General features: G+C 64.9%; 21 protein-coding genes and 1 pseudogene. 11 read left to right on the forward strand and 11 right to left on the reverse strand.

Features of this window, described 5'->3' with window-relative positions:
* Nucleotides 1-22: 22 nt before the first annotated feature.
* The 9 genes from AAHG09_RS29790 to AAHG09_RS29830 form a co-directional block, all read right to left on the reverse strand.
* Nucleotides 23-646 carry a hypothetical protein gene (locus AAHG09_RS29790; RefSeq protein ID WP_342111618.1) on the reverse strand — a complete coding sequence of 208 codons (624 nt, stop codon included), beginning with the start codon at nucleotides 644-646 and terminating at the stop codon, nucleotides 23-25.
* A gap of 12 nt (nucleotides 647-658) precedes the next feature.
* The gene (locus AAHG09_RS29795) at nucleotides 659-1,564 is read right to left on the reverse strand and encodes a hypothetical protein (protein ID WP_342111620.1); all 906 of its coding nucleotides are present in this window, start codon (nucleotides 1,562-1,564) and stop codon (nucleotides 659-661) included.
* Between the two features lie 206 nt (nucleotides 1,565-1,770).
* Complete coding sequence (locus tag AAHG09_RS29800) at nucleotides 1,771-2,127, reverse strand: hypothetical protein (protein ID WP_342111622.1); 357 nt, start codon at nucleotides 2,125-2,127, stop codon at nucleotides 1,771-1,773.
* A gap of 24 nt (nucleotides 2,128-2,151) precedes the next feature.
* On the reverse strand, nucleotides 2,152-5,391 hold the full coding sequence (locus tag AAHG09_RS29805) for a hypothetical protein (protein ID WP_342111624.1): 3,240 nt from the start codon (nucleotides 5,389-5,391) through the stop codon (nucleotides 2,152-2,154).
* Nucleotides 5,388-5,849 (reverse strand): hypothetical protein, encoded by a 462-nt coding sequence (locus tag AAHG09_RS29810; protein ID WP_342111626.1) that lies wholly within the window; start codon nucleotides 5,847-5,849, stop codon nucleotides 5,388-5,390. The genes AAHG09_RS29805 and AAHG09_RS29810 overlap by 4 nt, the downstream gene beginning before the upstream one ends.
* Nucleotides 5,846-6,103 (reverse strand): hypothetical protein, encoded by a 258-nt coding sequence (locus AAHG09_RS29815; protein ID WP_342111628.1) that lies wholly within the window; start codon nucleotides 6,101-6,103, stop codon nucleotides 5,846-5,848. Before AAHG09_RS29815 ends, AAHG09_RS29810 begins: the two co-directional genes overlap by 4 nt.
* Before the next feature lie 4 nt (nucleotides 6,104-6,107).
* Complete coding sequence (locus tag AAHG09_RS29820) at nucleotides 6,108-6,404, reverse strand: hypothetical protein (RefSeq protein WP_342111630.1); 297 nt, start codon at nucleotides 6,402-6,404, stop codon at nucleotides 6,108-6,110.
* Nucleotides 6,401-6,550, reverse strand: coding sequence for a hypothetical protein (locus tag AAHG09_RS29825; protein ID WP_342111632.1), 150 nt, complete (start codon nucleotides 6,548-6,550; stop codon nucleotides 6,401-6,403). Before AAHG09_RS29825 ends, AAHG09_RS29820 begins: the two co-directional genes overlap by 4 nt.
* Before the next feature lie 141 nt (nucleotides 6,551-6,691).
* Nucleotides 6,692-6,919 (reverse strand): helix-turn-helix domain-containing protein, encoded by a 228-nt coding sequence (locus tag AAHG09_RS29830; RefSeq protein ID WP_342111634.1) that lies wholly within the window; start codon nucleotides 6,917-6,919, stop codon nucleotides 6,692-6,694.
* Between the two features lie 127 nt (nucleotides 6,920-7,046).
* Here AAHG09_RS29830 and AAHG09_RS29835 point away from each other — a divergent pair, with 127 nt between their 5' ends.
* The 7 genes from AAHG09_RS29835 to AAHG09_RS29865 all read left to right on the forward strand — a co-directional run bounded on the left by AAHG09_RS29835 (nucleotide 7,047) and on the right by AAHG09_RS29865 (nucleotide 13,961).
* Entirely contained in the window at nucleotides 7,047-7,604 is a 558-nt protein-coding gene (locus AAHG09_RS29835) for a hypothetical protein (RefSeq protein ID WP_342111636.1), read from the forward strand.
* Nucleotides 7,605-7,990: 386 nt separating this feature from the next.
* Nucleotides 7,991-8,296, forward strand: a complete 306-nt coding sequence (locus tag AAHG09_RS29840) for a phage baseplate plug family protein (protein ID WP_342111638.1) — start codon at nucleotides 7,991-7,993, stop codon at nucleotides 8,294-8,296.
* Entirely contained in the window at nucleotides 8,296-9,168 is an 873-nt protein-coding gene (locus AAHG09_RS29845) for a hypothetical protein (protein WP_342111640.1), read from the forward strand. Before AAHG09_RS29840 ends, AAHG09_RS29845 begins: the two co-directional genes overlap by 1 nt.
* 10 nt (nucleotides 9,169-9,178) lie before the next feature.
* Complete coding sequence (locus AAHG09_RS29850; protein ID WP_342111641.1) at nucleotides 9,179-9,670, forward strand: hypothetical protein; 492 nt, start codon at nucleotides 9,179-9,181, stop codon at nucleotides 9,668-9,670.
* 130 nt (nucleotides 9,671-9,800) lie between these two features.
* The gene (locus tag AAHG09_RS29855; RefSeq protein WP_342111643.1) at nucleotides 9,801-10,505 is read left to right on the forward strand and encodes a hypothetical protein; all 705 of its coding nucleotides are present in this window, start codon (nucleotides 9,801-9,803) and stop codon (nucleotides 10,503-10,505) included.
* A gap of 3 nt (nucleotides 10,506-10,508) precedes the next feature.
* On the forward strand, nucleotides 10,509-11,372 hold the full coding sequence (locus AAHG09_RS29860) for a baseplate hub protein (RefSeq protein ID WP_342111645.1): 864 nt from the start codon (nucleotides 10,509-10,511) through the stop codon (nucleotides 11,370-11,372).
* A 33-nt stretch (nucleotides 11,373-11,405) separates the two neighbouring features.
* Entirely contained in the window at nucleotides 11,406-13,961 is a 2,556-nt protein-coding gene (locus AAHG09_RS29865) for a phage tail tape measure protein (protein ID WP_342111646.1), read from the forward strand.
* A 388-nt stretch (nucleotides 13,962-14,349) separates the two neighbouring features.
* Here AAHG09_RS29865 and AAHG09_RS29870 read toward each other — a convergent pair whose 3' ends face one another.
* A complete protein-coding gene (locus AAHG09_RS29870) occupies nucleotides 14,350-15,204 on the reverse strand; it encodes a hypothetical protein (RefSeq protein WP_342111649.1) in 855 nt (284 codons plus the stop codon).
* Between the two features lie 46 nt (nucleotides 15,205-15,250).
* Between AAHG09_RS29870 and AAHG09_RS29875 the strand changes: the two genes are divergently transcribed.
* The 4 genes from AAHG09_RS29875 (at nucleotide 15,251) to AAHG09_RS29890 (ending at nucleotide 17,069) form a co-directional block, all read left to right on the forward strand.
* Complete coding sequence (locus AAHG09_RS29875) at nucleotides 15,251-15,439, forward strand: hypothetical protein (protein ID WP_342111651.1); 189 nt, start codon at nucleotides 15,251-15,253, stop codon at nucleotides 15,437-15,439.
* 261 nt (nucleotides 15,440-15,700) lie between these two features.
* Nucleotides 15,701-16,006, forward strand: coding sequence for a hypothetical protein (locus AAHG09_RS29880; RefSeq protein ID WP_342111653.1), 306 nt, complete (start codon nucleotides 15,701-15,703; stop codon nucleotides 16,004-16,006).
* A 233-nt stretch (nucleotides 16,007-16,239) separates the two neighbouring features.
* Nucleotides 16,240-16,617: a hypothetical protein gene (locus AAHG09_RS29885; RefSeq protein ID WP_342111655.1), complete on the forward strand. Its 378-nt coding sequence runs from the start codon at nucleotides 16,240-16,242 to the stop codon at nucleotides 16,615-16,617.
* Nucleotides 16,618-16,790: 173 nt separating this feature from the next.
* Complete coding sequence (locus tag AAHG09_RS29890) at nucleotides 16,791-17,069, forward strand: hypothetical protein (protein ID WP_342111657.1); 279 nt, start codon at nucleotides 16,791-16,793, stop codon at nucleotides 17,067-17,069.
* Nucleotides 17,070-17,129: 60 nt separating this feature from the next.
* Here AAHG09_RS29890 and AAHG09_RS29895 read toward each other — a convergent pair.
* Nucleotides 17,130-17,247: pseudogene (locus AAHG09_RS29895) on the reverse strand (IS5/IS1182 family transposase); the annotation flags it as partial.

The raw sequence follows: 17,247 nt of genomic DNA on the forward strand, positions 1-17,247 counted from the left end.
TGATGCCCGGAAGGGCCGGGCCTCAACTGCGGCCCCAGGCCCGAATGACCGGTCGGCAGATGGCCTCGATCTCCTTCACCGCGGTGTCCACCCGCGGCACGATAGGGTCATCCTCCAGGCGCCGGGCGAGGATCTGACGCTGCTCCCTGATGAATTGCGCCTGCGGGTCTCTCGGGGGGATGTTCTGGCCGCGCAGCGACAGGATGGCCTCGCTCGCGGCGTTCATCTCGTTCAGCACAGCCTCGATCTCGTCCCACGGCTTCGTGGCCTCGCGACCGAACAGGGCTGCGAAGCGGTGCCGCTTCGTTCGAAGATCGCGGATATGCTCGAAGGACTGTCGCAGACGCCGGATAGGCCCGTAGGCAGAGTCCCGCACTACGTCGTCGGGCACACCCTCCTCCTTCACCATCTCGCTCGCAGCGATGAAGGGCGCCCGCGCGTCGTATATGACCTCCTGGACCTGGTAGAAGGCTGACAGGGTGTCCTCGGCCACCTCCAGCCGACGCTTGCCAACAGTCTCGTCACGCCACTTGTTTAGGGCCTTCCAGCCCACCGTGGCGGTGCTGACGGCGGCTCCGGCGACGATGATGTCTCGGATGCCAGCAATTACCGCCGGAACCCTATCCCAAATTACTACTGCGTCCATAATTTCTCAATATTAAGGAAAGTTGTAAAGCACCGGCACCCACTGCGGCGGGTGGTTTGGGCGCTTGCGGTTTACATAACGATCCTCGATAGCCCACTCCGGATATTCCCAGAAATGGAAAAAATCTCCAATTTGGTCTTTCCAAATTTTTATGTTTCTATACTGGGCCGCATGCATGATCGCACAAGCCGTTAGCGCATCTATAGCATGTTCTACTGTGGCCCTTGAGAAGTTATTCTCCCTATCATGCTTAGTAGCATTGTAAGCCTCGTACCATGGCAGTGATTGAGTTGGAGCCTGATCGCTCCAATTTGCGAAAGGAATTCGCGGCTGTATAGCTGGATAGTAGCGTAATCTTACCTCAAACTCAGCAAGCCTTAGTGGCTGCAGCAATTTTACAAAATCAACGGTCGACCAATAATTCTGACCTCTCTGGGGAACATAACCATTTGCCGACATAATACCTTTGCATTCATTTTCGAATTCCATTGCGGCGAGAAGCAATAAATTTCTAATATTATGACCATATACGGATAAATTATTTTGGTCGGGCTCTACCGATCGGAAAACATCCTTTATATTATCAACTAAAACAGATAGTTGATTAATACTTGAGGATAAAGAATTGGCGTTATGAGGAAGGGTCATCTGGGCGTTTTCGGCCATGATGTACAATGGGCCGGGACCGGGCATATTGATGTAAGAATTCGTGCCGAGTTGGGGTCTGGCCATTCGCGGATGATATTCGAGGGCATCGAAGGTGCACCGGCGATAGCTCAATTGATGCATCACACCGCGATACTGCTGCGGGACACCTGCTGGATACTGAACAGCGGCATCTGCATCGTCATTTGCCTCGAACAGCCCAACTGGGTCGTTCGTGTTCCCGACAGTAAGAACGATGACATAAAAGGGCATAAACGGTCATCCAAATCTGCCAAGTTTTGAAGCTACCCCCTCTCATCCTCATTAGCTACGGCTAGGCGGCCGCTTTGAGAGCGGCGACGGCTTGGCGCTGAACTCGGCTCGCGTCGTCCTAGACCTCGATCATGACGGCCGTAGTCATCGCCATCTGGCGGACCATCTCGCCCCCCCGGCGTTGAAGGTAGCGCGCTCGCGGAACGTCATACCGGCGCCCTCCCGATCCCGGCCCAGGCCATCTCCAGCACGATTGCCCGCCAGCCCGCGTGCGTCGGGTCCATCTCGGCTATCTCCACCTCCAGCGCGGCGAAGTCCTCTTCCGGGTTAGCGGCATGCAGGGCGTGGCCGATCCGGCGCAGCTCGGCCCGGCAGGCAGTGCCGACCGGATCCGCAACGATGCCCGGCACGTCGAGGGCGTCTGTCGAGGGCGGCGCAAGGGTGTCTGTCCAGCGGCGCCCCTTGGCCCAGTCGGGGTTGGCGGCGGCGCTGCGCTCTCGCTCGCCCGTCACGACGATGCGCAGCAGGGCGTCGGCAGCGGCCTCGATGAGAGTTGGGCTCATAGTCTGGATCTCCGGATCGGCTGACTAGAAGAAGGCGATGGCAGTGGGCGTCAGTGGTGCCCGGAAGTGCGGCGAGCGCAGGCGCGCGGCTGGGCGCGGCCGCGGGGCCGGTCGAGGCGGCTGGCGCGGGGAGGGGCGGCGAACGCCCGGCCGGATGACGTCGGAGGCGGCGGGCTGCGCGGCAGCCTCAAGCTCGAAGCCGGCCAGGGGCCCGAGACGGCCTTCCAGCCAAGCCCGCAGGTTCGGCACTACCGCGGGATCGTAGGCGCCTGTTCGCCACTTCTGGCGGGCCCCCGGTCGCTGATAGCGAAACGTCACAGCGTTCCGGATCCCTATAGAAGAAGAGTTCTTATAGGGGTTTGGAACGCTGTGACCCTTTTCGGCCGCGCGGCGGTGGGTCCAGTGTCGGGCAGCTTGGCCCGTCCCCCAGACGTCCGGCCAGGCCAGGGCCATGTCGGCTGGGCTATCCAGCACCACCCCGTCGGCCAGCATCTCAAACTCCTCTCCTGGCGGGCTCCAGTTCGTCACCTCGTCGACCGTCAGGGGCAGGCAGACGTTGGCGAGGACGTCGATGGCCAAGGGCGTCTCGGCCGTGCGGTTGACGCCGCGCGCGCGGCCGACGGCCTGCAGCAGCTCGCCCTCGCAGATCTGCCAGCGGCAGGCCTCGGCGACGGTGTCGGGGTGGGCGTCGCATTCCATGCCGACACCGGTTCCGGTGCTGGTGCGGATCCCGCGGACGACCTTGCCGTACCACTCGCCCCGGCCGACCAGGGCCGGCTCGTGCCCGGTGATGGCGCCGGCCAGCGCCTCGACGGCGGCAGGTGAGGGGACCGTGCGCCCGATGACCATGAGGCCGCGGACGTCGCGGTACTGGTCCAGGCCGGCGACGGCGTTGAAGTGCTCGACGCTGATGCCTTTGGGCAGGTTGCTGCCCCTCAGCCAGTCGGCCGCAGCCTTCTGGGCGACCGCGAGAAATGGGGCGCGCCCGAGCTCGACGAAGCGGCGCAGGATCTCGCGCCGGATCGCCCGCAGGTTCCGGTTGGCGCCGTCCTCGTCGGCCTTGAGCTTGCGGGCCGCAACCGGGGCCCCGAGCACTTGGCGCACCCGGACGTGGGGCATCGCGGCCTCGATCGGCGCCGGCACCTCCACCTGGGGGTAGAACGCCTGCAGGATCTCAGGGGCCGGCAAGGTCGCGTCGAGGATCAGGGTCGGCACCCGCCAGCCCTTGGCGACCGTCTTGATGCTGCGGGCCTTCACGAGGGTCACGCGCCCCTCGCCGTCATCGTCGCGGTATTCAAGGTAGAGGCGCCCAGAGGTCTCGGCCGTGTCGTCGTACAGGAGCCCGCGGGCGGCCTGCCAGACCGCGACGTAGCCGCGGACGTGCTTTGCGTGATGTGCGGCCTGGACGGCCTTCAGCCGGTCCGCCTTCGGCATGCCAGGGAATATCGCGGTCGCCTCCTTCAGGCGCCACTCCGCTTCGATGGCCTGGGTGCAGATCTCCCCGGTCACGCCGGCGCGCAGCAGGTGTTCCCGCCGGACGCCGCCGGTCCCGCTCCACTCCTCCTGGGCCACCAAGCCGCGAGCGAGCCTGGCGCGGAAGGCCTCAATGTCATTGTGCAAGTAGTCGTCCCGGCGCTGCCCCATGGGGATCTGCGTCCGGAACTCGTCGATGGTCAGGCCGCGCTTCGGGATCCGCAGACCCGACTGCCAAAACCCCTCGTCGATGATGACCATCTCGACCTTCCCAAAGGCCGACTGGGCGTGGAACAGCATCTGGTGGGCGACGATCCAGACATCCGGGCGCCCCTCCTTCTGCGCCTGGTACCCGCAGGCGTGGTAGTGCTGGCACTTCAGCACCTGCCCCTCCTGGGTCTTCATCCGGCAGCAGTGCTTCTCGGCCGACGCGCCAAGCGCCAGGGCGATCTCGACCGCCTCCAAGTCGTGGCACATCGTGCGCTCCGGCTGATCGGGGTCCTGGGCCTGTCGGCCGCGGAAGACCCGGGCCTCGACACCATGCTCGGCGAACTGGCGCTCGATCTCGGCGCCGAGCCGGTGGGTCGGTACCGCGTACAGGATCGGCTTCGGGGTCTGGATGGTGCCGCGGCGCGCCAGGATGTGCTCGGCGATGCCCTTGGCGGTCGCGCTGGTCTTGCCGACGCCCGTGGTGACAGCGACCGCATGGACGGGCGGATCCGCCTCCTCGTCGTCGGCCAGGCGATACTGGGTGGCGGCGTCGATGAACCGGAGGACGGCGGCCGTGACCGCGCTGCGGGCCTGCCCGATAGGGCTGGAGGCATCGGCATAGGTCGGGTTCTCGGCGGCCTGCCGGATCGCCTCGGCCTTCTCCGCGACCTTCTCCCAAGCGCGATCGATCTCGCGGCGGAGGCGGTCGTAGGGTTCGAGGTACTTGCCGCCGCATCCCTCGGGATGCCGGCGCATCACGTCCTCGATGTCGCCGGGGGTCAGGCCCTCCGCGAAGCCGGCTTGGATTGCCTCGAAGAACCGCTCGGACCGGTCGGGAGCGTCGGTCTCGGCGGCGATCGCCTCGATCGTGTCGCTGTTCCTGCCGCTTGGTCCGGTCTCGCCGGCACTGGCGGTCTGGGCCTTCCTCTTCATCGCGGCGGGGAAGGCGGCGCGCAGCTCAGCGGCCGACCACACCTTGCCGTCCAGGCTGATGATGCCGGTCTGCGTGGCGACGCGGCCGCGGGCGACCTTCGTCTTGCCCGGGTAGTTGGGGGTCCCGGCGACCCGGTACGGCTGGGTGATGACGCCGCTGTCTGCGTCGGCTCCGGACCTCGCCCGGATGGCCTCGCCCAGGCTCTTGGCCTCGGTAGCCGGCAGGGCGCGGTCGAGCAGATACCAGTGGTGCGCGTTGCCCGGCGAGGTCTCGACCGCCAGGGAAGGCTGCACGCCCGTCTGGCTGGCCTTGCCTTTGTCCGCGTCGGCGTCGATCACGAGGCCGAACACCCCGACAGTGTCAGATGCGCTGCCGCGGCCGCTGGCGCCCTTCCGGACGGTCCGGGCCTCGACGTAGGCGTTGAACCCCGTCCGGCCCCAGCGCATGGCCTCGTCGACCATGTGGTCCACCTCGCCGATGGCGAACTGCACCGAGTGGGCAGGGCCGCCGGCGGGATGGATGCGCACGAGCTGCAGCATGCCGGGCTGCTGCACACCCTCGAAGGCCGCGGCCGCCGCGGTGTGGATCCGCTCCAGGAAGGAGCGGACCACGGCCGGATCGACGAGCGGGGGAGCACTCGCGTTCACGCGGCGCTGCCCCCAATCGGGCTCTCGCCCTCATCGAAGGTGGCCCCGAGCCGCCGCGCCTCGGCACGTGCCATGGCCACGGCTTCGTCGAAGCTGAAGGCGGTCGCCAGCAGGGTCGAGCTGTCACCGGACGCCGAGACGTGCTCGACGCCCCAGCACCCACCGTCCTCGGGGTTCGGCCAGATATAGACCTCCCCCATGTCAGGGGTCTCCCGCACGCCGAGCGGCGTGTCTCGGATCGCGAGCGGGATGCCCATCCGACTGGCGTAGGCCCAGGCGTCCGAGAGGGCGTGATCCCGGATGGGGGTGTATTCCAGCGCCACGAGGCGCCCGGCCGGGGTACGGACCCAGGCCACCCACTGATCCGCCAGGGGGGCGAGGATGACCTCGATGCCTGGAGGGGTGCGCCGGTCGATGAGCGGCATGCGCCGCATTGGGAAGGCGACGACGTTCGTCATGCGGCACCCCCATCGTGGAAGATGCCGCCAATCTCCTCGGCGAGCTGACGCCCCGCACGGACCGCTTCGGCGCGGTCGGTGAAGTCACCGTGGCTTCCGGCCGAGCCCCCGGATGGGGACTCGTCGAAAACCGTCCAGCCTGCGTGCGGCGGGGTGCCGTACTGGATCAGGAACACGTCGGAGCCCCACGGTGCCCGCAGCGGCTTGGGGCGGCCGACCGGCGCCCGCCGGCCGAAGGAGAGGACCTTGCCCATCGGCTCAAACCTCCACTTCGCCGCGGGCCCGACGAGCCCGGTTGATGATGGCGAGCCGGTGCAGCGCGTAGTCATCGCTGTCTGTGAACGGCATCCGAGCGCCAAGGCAGGTCTCGGTTAGGACGATGCTGAAGGCGTCGTGGAGGCACACGATGGTGATGAGGTGCGGAGAGGGCCGCCAGGGCCGAGCCGGCATGTCGCCGGCCTGGCTGCGGCGCACCCGGTAGGCGCGGCGGCTGTTGTCCAACGCCCACTCGCGGTCGTCGGGATTGAGGAGGTGAAAGGCGTGCGGCGCAGTCATCGCGCACCTCGCCAGGTCTCAGGGACGGCGAAGCAGTGCTCGGCCTTCAGCGCGGCAATGGCCGGGCTTAATCCGTAGCGCTTGGCCAGGATTGCGGCTTGAAAAGTCAGGGTGTCTGGGGCAGATATCTCGGTGTCGACCGCCAAGACGACATTCCGAGAGCCCGCCGTTGCCACCCGCGACGCGCGGGTTCTTCCGTTCATGGACTGCTGTTCCTGATTGAGGGCGCCGGCCGCCTCAGCGCTGAATGGCGCGGCCAGCGAGGCGTGCCCCGCTGAGAGCGGGGATCAGGCGGCGATTGAAGCCGCTCCTGGGAAAGACGAGTGCGGCGGCAAGCCGAGCAGTTCGCGCAGCCTTGCGGTCGGGACCCTGTACTGGCCGCCGACCTTGATGCTTGGGATGTCACCGGCCTCGCGCGCCTTGTAGGCGGCGTTGGTCCCGCACCCGAGAACCCGGCCAGCTTCCACGACGCTGATCGTGGGTTGGGTCAGCAGCTTTTCGAAATCATCAGCCATCTCGCCCTCTCGCGAACCGACGCCTAATGTCCTCCGTTTGGGGGACATTAGCGATATAGACCGCGATTGTGGTTGCGTCAAATGGCTGTCCTCTGTATGGAGGACAAAACGGGACGATGAGGGACAGATGACGGAAGAAGCCTCTGGAGAGACGCCGCCCAAGGGGCGACGCAGCGCTCAAAAGCGCGACAAGTTCTCTTTCCGTGTGACCCCTCAGATGCGCGCGGCCCTAGAAGCGGCTGCCGCCCAGACAGGTCGGCCGATTTCCGAAGAAATAGAGCTGCGATTAGAAGAGAGCTTTCGGGGGGATGAGTTCGCCAATAAACAAGTCAGCGCAATAGTCAAAAGAGCGTATGACGATATGGAGAAAATATTTCACGATATGGCTGGAGGAGAGTACTACTTCAACCTCGGGCTCCGCATGGCCATGAACTTTCGTGATAATTTACCAAAAGCCGTGGATAATTACCCAAATGTTAATAGTTGGCTGCACGATAAGAAGGAATATGCGAAAGTTGTAAAATCCCTGTATTTACAGTTACTTTACGAAATGGAGGAGCTTGGCAAAGCAAGCAAGTTTCTAAATGACCCGAAACTCAAGGGGATAAATGAACTGCTTTCTAGATCCCTTAAGATGGACGCGATGGAGAGGGCAAAAGCTAAAATGGCTCCCGCAAACGAGTAGCTATTCTCTACGTGCATGATGCCAGAGGAAGCATAGGCAGCGGATAATAAGATTAGGTGCTTTCAGGGGCATATAATCAGTTTGGTTCTAATTAGACATTCCGAATAAGCGCAAGACAATCATCTTAGTTTGTGCTCATCTGCATTAGGCAGAGAGCACTAGCTGATGCGCGTACAGTTCCCGTCTCATTTATACATTCGAGTTGATCGTCCGCTTCGTGTCGGATTGATAGCTGCGGCTGAAAATGCCGGCCTCAGCGTCTCGGAACTGGTCCGTCGGGTCCTGCGCCGGGAGATCGCCTGTCCGGTGTCCAAGCTCGCACCGGCTTCGACCGCCGGCATGCCGATAGGCCCTCTGCCTCAGAGCAATCAGAGCTGAGGGCCGCCATGCAAATCATCCCGCTTCAGGCCGTGCCAAATCAGTCGGTCAAGGCGCAGCTCGGCAACCAGCCGTGCAAGATCGTCGTCCAGCAGAAGCTCTACGGGCTGTTTGCGGATCTCTACGTCAACGAGGCGCTGCTGGTCGGCGGCGTGATCTGTCAGGACCGCAACCGCCTCGTCCGCTCGGCCTATCTCGGGTTCAGCGGCGACCTGATGTTCACGGACACGATGGGTACCGAGGATCCGACCTCTGACGGTCTCGGATCCCGGTTTCAGCTCGTCTACCTCGACCCGAGCGAGCTGGTCGACTGATGCCCGAGCTTGTGAGCGTCCCCGACGTCGACGGTGTGCCGGACGTCCTGTTCGCGGCCGGTGCTGGTGTTGGCATTGCCCTCGCGGCCGCCGACGATCCCGCGGCTCTGTCCTTCTTCTCTGGGGGCCTAGCGCCGCAGTGGGGGCTGTTCCAGGGCGGCGGGTCGGTCATTGATGCGGACTGCATCGCGGCCTTCGACCATAAGCGGGAATGGGTGATCGCTGACTACCCCGTCGAGCGCGGTGCATTCGAGAGCTACGACAAGGTCGCCCTCCCGTTCGACGTGCGGCTCATCTACTGCGCGGGCGGCAGCGAGGCGAACCGCGCGGCCCTCCTGGCATCCGTCGCGGCCATCGCGGGCAATCTGCAGCTCTACGATGCGGTCACGCCCGAGAAGGTCTTCCCGAACGTCAACATCGTTCACTACGACTTCGCTCGGACGGCGCAGCGCGGCGTCGGCCTGCTGACTGTCGCGATCTGGTGCCGCGAAGTCCGCGAGGTCGTGTCTAGCACCGGAGGCAGTAGCACCCCGAGCGCGACCGGCGGCACGGGCGATACCGCGGCTCCCTCGGGCGCCAACCCGGTAGACGGAGGCGTGGTCCAGCCCCGCGACGCGACCCCGAGCGAGATGAGTTCGGTCGCCACGCAGGACTTCTCCGGCGGCTACAACGTCAGCGGCTACAGCGTGCCGGCCTACACGGCCGACGTAGGCGAGGCAGTCTTTACCGATCCGGCGACCGGCCAAGAGGTTGGGCGGGTCCCTGGCTCGTCCGCCCTGCCGCAGACCTCCTCCAGCATCAGCGGTCTGTCGCCTGCCGGACCGGACCAATTCTCCAGCCTCAACGTCGGCTCAGTGCCGGGCATCTCCTAGAGGAACCATCATGGCCCGCAGGACCAAGCGCATCACCGTCCCCTCAGACGATCCCAACAACCGAGACGCCGGCAAAACCTTCCTCCTCACGGAGATGGATGCAGAGCAGGCCGAGGACTGGGGCATTCGAGCCCTGTTGGCCCTCACTGCTGCGGGCGCGGAGATCCCCGACGACTTCGAGGGCGCCGGCATGGCCGGCATCGCCGCGATGGGTGTCCAGGCCTTGCAGGGCCTCAAGTATGACGACGTGAAGCCGCTCTGGCAGCAGATGTTCGAGTGCGTTCAAATCTGTCCGGACCCGCGCAACCTGCAACTCGCCCGCGCCCTCGTCCCTGACGACATCGAGGAAATCTCCACGCGCCTCATGTTGCGGAAGGAGATCGTAGAGCTTCACGTAAATTTTTCGCGGCTCGCAAGCCTCTCAAAGTCGGAGCTTTCGGAGACGGCACCCCTCGCGGCTGGCGTGATTACCAGAACATCCCCCGCAACATTGCCACGGTGATCAGCAGCGGGAAGGCTGAACTCTATCAGCTCCAGACCGTGTACGGCGTACGCGACCTCTACAACATGTTGGAGGTCATCACGATTGATGGACACAACGCCAGGATGGCGGAACAGGCGAGAACGAAGTCATGAGCGGCGGTGCGGCGGGCGGGCAGACCGATCAGACCACGGGTCAACAGTCCCTCACTGGCCCGAACTCCGATGTGAACCGGCATGCCTTCCACGTCGATCAGCTCGACATGGAGAAGCGGTCGCACTTCACCGCCAAGATCGTCGCCGTCCACAATCGGAATAGCCTTACTCAGCCTTGCACGGTCGATATCCAGCCGACCGTGAAACAGGTCGACGGGCTGGGAAAGACGTCATCACACGGCACGGTCTACGGGATCTCTGTCCCGCGCAACCAGTCCGGTGACAGCGTCATCATCAATGACCCGCAGGTTGGGGACACCGCTACCTTCTCGGTTCTCGACCGGGACCATTCCGCGGCTCGGAACAACGACTGGGCTGAAAGTAATCCAGGCTCGTTCCGGCGCTCGACCCTCTCAGATGCCATTTTCGGAGCGGTGCTCCCGCGCAAGGCGCAGCAGGTCAAACAGTTCATCCGCTTTGATGATGCTGACGGCGGCGGTGGGATGACCATCCAGGACCGCAACGGCAACTCGCTCACCTCGAACAAGTCGGACGGCTGGAACCTGAACGGCGTCAAGATCGACACCAAGGGCAACATCACGTCTCCGGGCAACATGACGGCCGGACAGGGTTCCGCGGATCAGGTCGACCTTCAGGGCCACGCTCACGGCACGAGCGGCCCGCCGACCCCGGGGACGTAGCCGATGGCCTTCACCAAAAAGTGCCTCGACGTGGAGCTGACGCTGAAGTCCGGCACCTTTGCGGGCAGCAACCAGAACAGCCAGCGGTTCACGGGCCATCGGGTCTCGGCGCACATCATCCAGCCGGGCGCGCCCGACATGGGCCAGTTGCAGCTCGGCATCTACGGCCTGCCGCTGGAGATGATGAACCGCATGACCACGATGGGGCGCCAGTACGCCCTGCGGGATGCGAACTCGGTCAAGCTCTACGCCTATGAGGAAGGGCAGACCCCGAACCTCGTCTTCACCGGCACGATCTTCGACGCCTATGCCGACATGCACGCCGCTCCTGGAGCCTGCTTCCGGATCGCGGCGAAAGCCGGTGTCCTGGGCAACATCAAGGATGCGGCCCCGACGTCCGTGAGAGGGTCGGCCAAGGTCGACACGGTGATGAAGCAGATCTGCCAGAAGGGTGGTTGGCAGTTCGAGAACAACGGCGTCGATGCGATCCTAGACAACCCGTACCTGCCAGGCTCCGCTTTCCGACAGGCGGTCGCGGTCATGAAGCAGACCCGCTGCCTCATGCACATCCACAACGACACCTTGGCGATCTGGAAGCCGGGCGGCTCGCGGCAGGGCTCCGTGCCGCTGATCTCGCCGCAGACGGGGATGATCGGGTACCCCCGCTACCGCCAAGTCGCTGTCGAGGTCAGCACTCAGTACAACCCGAACGTCCAATTCGGCGGCAGGATCAAGATCCAGTCCGATCTCACGCCCGCGTGCGGCGAGTGGTCCGTTGTCTATGTCGAGCACGACCTTGAGGCCGAGGTCATCAACGGCAAGTGGGAAACGCTCATCCAGACCAGCGGGGATGGGATTGAGCAGTGAATACTCTAGCAGATTGCGTGAGGGGCGGCTGATATGGCTACGGTGATTGACGCGTTGGTGGTGACGCTCGGCCTCGACCCTAAGGAATTCACGAAGGGTCAGAAGGAGGCGGCAGCAGCCCTACTCAAGACGCGCAAGGCCGCCGAGAAGGAGGCCAAGGAGATCGAGCGCAGCCTGGACAGGGCCAGCGAGGGCTTCGACCGGCTGATCCGCAACGCCCTCAAGCTGTTCGCCGTCTTCACCACCGGCCGGGCGGTGAAGGACTTCATCAGCGACATCACGGCCTCGGATGCCGCGGTCGGACGCCTCGCCAAATCGCTGGAGACGACCCCGGAGGCCCTTACCGCTCTCGGGGCGGCCGTCTCCCGCTCTGGGGGCTCCGCGGACGCCGCTGCGGGCTCCTTCTCGAAGCTGGCCAACTCCTACAACGAGATGAAGCTGACGGGCCGCAGCGCGACCTACGACATGCTCTCGCGGCTCCAGGGCGCCACCGGCAAGGTGATCCGGTACGGCAGGGACACCCAGCGGACGCTCTACGACATCGCCGACGCCGCCAAGGCCATGTCGGACAAGGCCGGCGTCTCGTTCACGACGAACCTGCTTGAACAGGCTGGGCTGGATCCCGGCACCATTGCGCTCCTGGTCCAGGGCAGCGACAAGCTGAGGGAGGCGCAGGAGAAGGTGAAGCGCCTCGGCGGCGTGCTGTCGAAGCAGGACACGGAGAACGCGCAGCGGTTCTCGACCGCCATGCACGATGTCGGGACGATCTCTGAAGGGCTCGGCCGGACCATCTGGACCAACCTGTCCCCCGCCATCAGCGAGATCATCGAGAAGGTCATCAAGTGGTACGAGGCCAACGGCGAGTGGCTGCGGTCGCAGATCGCCGAGAAGGTCAAGCAGCTCGCGGACTACTTGCGCAGCATCGACTGGAACGGCATCGGACAGGCGATCAAAGATTTTGCGACCGGCGCCAACGAGGCGGCCAAGGCGGTCGGCGGCTGGAAGGTCGTCTTTGAGGGGCTGCTGGGCGCGTGGCTCTTCACGAAGCTGTTCGCCCTCCTGCGGGTCCTAGGCCTCATCCGCCTCGCGATCACAGGCTCAGCCACGCCAGGGATCTTCGGCTCCCTTCTCGGGGCCTTGGGCATAGGCGGCACGGCGGCGGTCGGTGCGGCCGTGGGCACGGCGGTCGGCGCAGACGCGGCGGTCCCGAATGCGGCCAAGCCAGGCGTCACCAACAACTGGGACGATGAGGCCTCCGGTGCGGCCGGTGGGGCTGGGATGGGCAGCCTCTTCCGACGCGGCGGCCGGTGGCTGAAGCGGAAGCTCGGGTATGGCGGCGGCGGTGGTGCCGGTGGCGATGCTGGCCGGGACGGCATCAAGCTCCGGCACGACAACGTCCACCCCGAGGTAGCATCCTACATCCGTGAGGCTGCCTTGAAGCGCGGGATCAACCCGAACGTGGCCCTCGGTGTCGCTGACGGCGAAGGGCTCGGGGGCTCGACCCCAACGCACCTCACGCCCGGCGACTTCGACGCCAACAAGAACCCGACGAGCTTCGGTCCCTTCCAGATGCACCGCGGCGGCGCCGGCAGTGTCGGTACCGAGTACGAGAAGGCATCCGGCCATAAGGTCGACGATCCGACCTACTGGAAGGAGCAGATCGACTTCTCGTTGGACTGGGCCAAGAAGCACGGCTGGAGCGCGTGGTACGGGCGGGCCATGCATGGCATCGGCGAGCGCGAAGGCCTGAACTACGACCCGAACGCGTCGAAGCAGGCAGGCGGCAACGTCGCGCCCACGAATGGCGTCGGCGGGGTTGAACAGAACCAGGGAGGCGCGACGCGCAGTCAGTCCGTCACGGAAGCCCTCAAGGGTCAGATCGCGGCGGCAGCGACCGCTGCGGGGGTCAACGCGGAGATCTTCTCGGGCGGGCAGGACGAGAGCGGCCCGAACCGGACCGGAAGCCATCGCCACGACCACGGCAACTCGGCCGACTTGAAGCTCTACACGGTCGGTCAGGACGGGAAGCGCCGCTACCTTGACATGACCAACGACGCCGACCGCGTGGTGATGGAGCGGTTCATCCGGGAGAGCGTGAAGGCCGGCGCCAACGGCGTCGGCGCAGGCCCTGGGTACATGGGTGGCCGGACGAACATGCACGTTGGTGGCGGCTCGCCGATGGCCTGGGGGGCAGGCGGTGCTTCCGCGAATGCCCCAGAGTGGTTGCGTCGGGCCCATCAGCAGGGGATGGAGGATCGGCTGGTTGCTGCCGCGGCTGCGGCGAAAACCGCGAGGCAGGCTCCCAGGCTCGATGCTGGTTCGAAGCCTGAAGCCGCCTTTGATGCGGCGCGTCGAGCTGGCGCAGCCGCCTCCGTAGCTCAGGCGAACGCTGCCAACGCTGCAGTCATGAGCCGTACCAGCAACGACAACCGTAATGCTCAGGACAACCGGCGGTACGACGAGACGCATCTGCACAACGTCAACGTCTACCCGGCGAACGGCACGCAATCGTCCATCATGGCCGAGCTGAAGCAGGCTTCGAAGGGAGGGAAGGCGTTCGCAGCCGCAGCCGATTACGGGAAAGCGTGACCCTTGGGATGCCGTCTAGCTGCGGCACCGGATCATGGGGCGGCCACTTGTGCCGCCTACAAGCATCCTATTGCCTTGGGGGACAAGCACTACAGCATCGTTCCACTTATCGCCCTCGCCAGAACACGACAGAAAGAGGGCATACGAACCCTTGGACTGGTCGTATTTTTTGATGAGGCACTCGCTCTCGTGCGTGATGTATTTCTTGCCGGCGATTTTTATGTTCGAGTCGCTGGTGTCGGACCCGCAATCAGCTGTCTGCGCCGCCCAGGACCCTTCGAACGGTTGGGCGGCGTGAGCGGGCACGCCGGCTGAGATCGAGACGGCGAGAGCGAGGGCGTAGCGCATCCCGCCAAGATGGGCTTGCCTCTGCCCGCTGTCGAGATGGTCAAGCTACGACCATGTTCGGTGCCGCTAGGTCGAGCCTGCGGTTCTTGTCGTAGAGGACGAGCAGCCCGCGCTCAAACCGTATCCCGAGGCGCACAGGCACGCCGATCTGGCTGGCGAGCTGCCGCATCAGTTCCGGCGGCAGGCTGTTGGTCTGGATCTGGTGAAGCATCCTGCCGATGAGGTGTTCGACGTAGTCGGCCAGGACGCGGAAGCGCATGCTGTCCCCGGAACCCATGATGCCCCATCCCGGCGGGTTGTAGGTGCGACCGTCGATATCGACTGTGGCGTTGCTGTGCTTGCCCCGCAGCGTCTTGTGATCGGTGTCCGTCAGAGGTGTCGCGCCTGACGGGCCGATGTCCTGCATCGCGCTCGGGTCAACGCGCAGGAGGATCCGCAGCAGGTTAGTCCGGGTCCAGGAGTCGTGCGGCTGCACGTCGAGGAGGCTGGCCTTGTCGGCGGCGATGTAGGCGAACAGCACAGGACCACTGCGCTTCACGCGCTTCGGGTTGTTGAGCCAAGGGCCGAGATGAAAGTGGCTGACCTGCCACTGGTTGAACATCAGGTCGGCGCGAGGGTCGGACCCCTTCGTGCGGATGGTGTTGCTCAGCCACGGTGAGACATCGAGGCCGAGCGCAAGGCGGTTCGCGATCTCGTCGATCGCCGGGTAAGTGGCGCGGTGTGCCTCAACCTCCTTCGACCGGGTGATGAGGCGCGTGCGGTCGGCGACGCGGCGAGCCCGGTAATGGAGCCAATCTACGAGATCACGGCTAGGGTCCGCCCCAGATCGGAGGCTTCCAAAATCGGAGAGGATGAGGGCTGCAAGATCGGCCTGCGTTTCGTCTACGACGAGCATGCGGCACCTCTCCGGTTGTCCGCAGTTTATTCCGACAGCTACAGGCATGCCTGACAAGCTCGACGCCCTCCTCGAACGCCTGAAAACGCACCAGCGCATGCTCATCCTGGCAATGGCAGAGCACGATGGGTTGCCCGCTGGGAGCGTGCTGCGCCAAGTTGCCGAATTGGAGAACGTCATCGCTGCGGTCGAGGCAGTCGCGGCTGAGGAGGAGGACAGGGCCAAGCGCCCGTAGCTGTCCTGCTTGAACGACAACGGCGCAGCAACCCGGGAAGGCGCTGCGCCGCTTGATCGGGCCGCCTGAGGGGCGATGACGACGATGGGCCACCCCCTGCCTCCGCCGCAGCGCTTCTGAAGAGAAGCTGTAGGGGCTTCCTTAACCCTCTCGTTTCACCCTGATCGTGACCGGCCGTTGGCGGTCGAACCGGGGGGATCCGGTTGATTGCGGCCCTACGCGCCGACGTGCGTGGGGCCGTTCACGCTCACGAGGTCAGCGATGCGTGGCTCTCTCCTGCGGACCGGCAGCATGGCTGCTCTAGTCGCCGTCGCCCTCTGCGGCGCTCAGTCGGCCGCCCAAGCCCGCGACGGCATCGGGGTTGGCGGTGCTGTGGCTCTCGGTGCTCTCGGCGGCGTCGTGGCCGGCAGCGCGATCGCCTCTGCCAACAACGGGTATTACCCGGGCCAGCCAGTCTACCGCGCCCCACCGCCGGTCTACGTCGAGGAAGTCTGCCACATCGAGCGGCGCGGCTTCATCGACCCCTACGGCGTCGAGCACATCCGGCGCGTCCGCGTCTGCGAATAGCCCGAGTTCGAGCGCTCGCCGTTCGCTTTTCGTACCACTGTGATCCCGGCGCGGCAGCCAGCCGCATCCGGCTCGACTACGGTGCGGGCGTCTCCTTGAGGCGCCTCCCATGCTTATCTCTGTGCCTGCCTTCCGTCGCTGCCTGCTGCTCGGGCTCGGGCTCGCTGGCTTGATAGCGCTGGCAGATGGGGTGGCTCGCCATGAGCTGCAGACAGCTGCGAGCGAGATGGCCTTTGCCGTTGCTGGCGCTTCCGATGAATAGCGGAACGGCGCACCTGCAAGTCCTGACCTTGCTCATCACGCTTGCGGGTATTGGGCCGGCCTCGGCCCTGGCGGACGAGCCGGCCGATCTGCCTGCGCTTGAGCGGGCATGGCACGGCTGCGTGCGCGAGGCGTACGACGAACAGCAGGACCGCGGCAGCCGAGCCGGCCGGGAGCGCAACGCCTTGGACGAGTGCAAGCCGCATGAGGACGCCTATGTGGCCGCGCTGATGGCAGCTCGTTCTGATGCAGCCGATGCCCCCATGAGCGGCTGGGCGCGGTCCTGGGCGGCGTACGTGGCCTTCGTGGTGGATCCGGTCAAAGCCTGGATCAGGGCGCTGCGGCGCTAAAAGCGCGTTTTCTAATGCTACACATCGGTCAGCCCGACCACCTCGGGTTTTAATCCGCGCCGCCGCGTGCCCGGCGGCACGTCGCGGAGGCATAGCGCTTCCCATCTGAGGATCACACGGGAGACGACGGGGCCGGATAGGCTGGCCCAGCCCCCGAGGAGATCGGAAACGCCATGACGACGACCCGCTTCGCCACGCTGGCCGCCGCCCTCGCCTTCACCGCTGCCGCGCTAGCGCCCGCCGCCGCCAGCCCGCGTCCCACCGCCTGGACTGGTCTTCAGCCCTACGGCGTCGAGGCCACCGGATCGCTTGGCGCCCCAGCCGGCGGCCTATTCGGCTCCGATAACAACCCCTACACCTGCCCGATGAGTTCGGCCGCCGAAGGCAACGCCAACCAGCAGCATTTCCCCGTCAAGCAGTATGGTCAGACCACCGGCGGCAACCGCTGCTGATGAAGCTGAAACCCGTCTCCTATGCGATGATCGGCCTATTCGCCTTCGCCTTAGAGGCTGTTATGAACCTGTGGCGAGTTGAGCGGCCTGTTTGAGCATGAGGCAGACGAAGGCGACGAGGTGCAGGTCTGCCAGGGTGCTGGCATAACGCTCGTAGTCTTTGACGAGACGGCGGAAG

Source organism: Methylobacterium guangdongense, assembly GCF_038442355.1.
GTDB lineage: Bacteria > Pseudomonadota > Alphaproteobacteria > Rhizobiales > Beijerinckiaceae > Methylobacterium > Methylobacterium guangdongense.

Bases quoted from the DNA above. Each gene is read 5' to 3' on its own strand.
- AAHG09_RS29790 (WP_342111618.1), bottom strand. From the start codon at position 646: ATGGACGCAGTAGTAATTTGGGATAGGGTTCCGGCGGTAATTGCTGGC.
- AAHG09_RS29795 (WP_342111620.1), bottom strand. From the start codon at position 1,564: ATGCCCTTTTATGTCATCGTTCTTACTGTCGGGAACACGAACGACCCA.
- AAHG09_RS29800 (WP_342111622.1), bottom strand. From the start codon at position 2,127: ATGAGCCCAACTCTCATCGAGGCCGCTGCCGACGCCCTGCTGCGCATC.
- AAHG09_RS29810 (WP_342111626.1), bottom strand. From the start codon at position 5,849: ATGACGAACGTCGTCGCCTTCCCAATGCGGCGCATGCCGCTCATCGAC.
- AAHG09_RS29815 (WP_342111628.1), bottom strand. From the start codon at position 6,103: ATGGGCAAGGTCCTCTCCTTCGGCCGGCGGGCGCCGGTCGGCCGCCCC.
- AAHG09_RS29820 (WP_342111630.1), bottom strand. From the start codon at position 6,404: ATGACTGCGCCGCACGCCTTTCACCTCCTCAATCCCGACGACCGCGAG.
- AAHG09_RS29830 (WP_342111634.1), bottom strand. From the start codon at position 6,919: ATGGCTGATGATTTCGAAAAGCTGCTGACCCAACCCACGATCAGCGTC.
- AAHG09_RS29835 (WP_342111636.1), top strand. From the start codon at position 7,047: ATGACGGAAGAAGCCTCTGGAGAGACGCCGCCCAAGGGGCGACGCAGC.
- AAHG09_RS29840 (WP_342111638.1), top strand. From the start codon at position 7,991: ATGCAAATCATCCCGCTTCAGGCCGTGCCAAATCAGTCGGTCAAGGCG.
- AAHG09_RS29845 (WP_342111640.1), top strand. From the start codon at position 8,296: ATGCCCGAGCTTGTGAGCGTCCCCGACGTCGACGGTGTGCCGGACGTC.
- AAHG09_RS29850 (WP_342111641.1), top strand. From the start codon at position 9,179: ATGGCCCGCAGGACCAAGCGCATCACCGTCCCCTCAGACGATCCCAAC.
- AAHG09_RS29855 (WP_342111643.1), top strand. From the start codon at position 9,801: ATGAGCGGCGGTGCGGCGGGCGGGCAGACCGATCAGACCACGGGTCAA.
- AAHG09_RS29860 (WP_342111645.1), top strand. From the start codon at position 10,509: ATGGCCTTCACCAAAAAGTGCCTCGACGTGGAGCTGACGCTGAAGTCC.
- AAHG09_RS29865 (WP_342111646.1), top strand. From the start codon at position 11,406: ATGGCTACGGTGATTGACGCGTTGGTGGTGACGCTCGGCCTCGACCCT.
- AAHG09_RS29870 (WP_342111649.1), bottom strand. From the start codon at position 15,204: ATGCTCGTCGTAGACGAAACGCAGGCCGATCTTGCAGCCCTCATCCTC.
- AAHG09_RS29875 (WP_342111651.1), top strand. From the start codon at position 15,251: ATGCCTGACAAGCTCGACGCCCTCCTCGAACGCCTGAAAACGCACCAG.
- AAHG09_RS29880 (WP_342111653.1), top strand. From the start codon at position 15,701: ATGCGTGGCTCTCTCCTGCGGACCGGCAGCATGGCTGCTCTAGTCGCC.
- AAHG09_RS29890 (WP_342111657.1), top strand. From the start codon at position 16,791: ATGACGACGACCCGCTTCGCCACGCTGGCCGCCGCCCTCGCCTTCACC.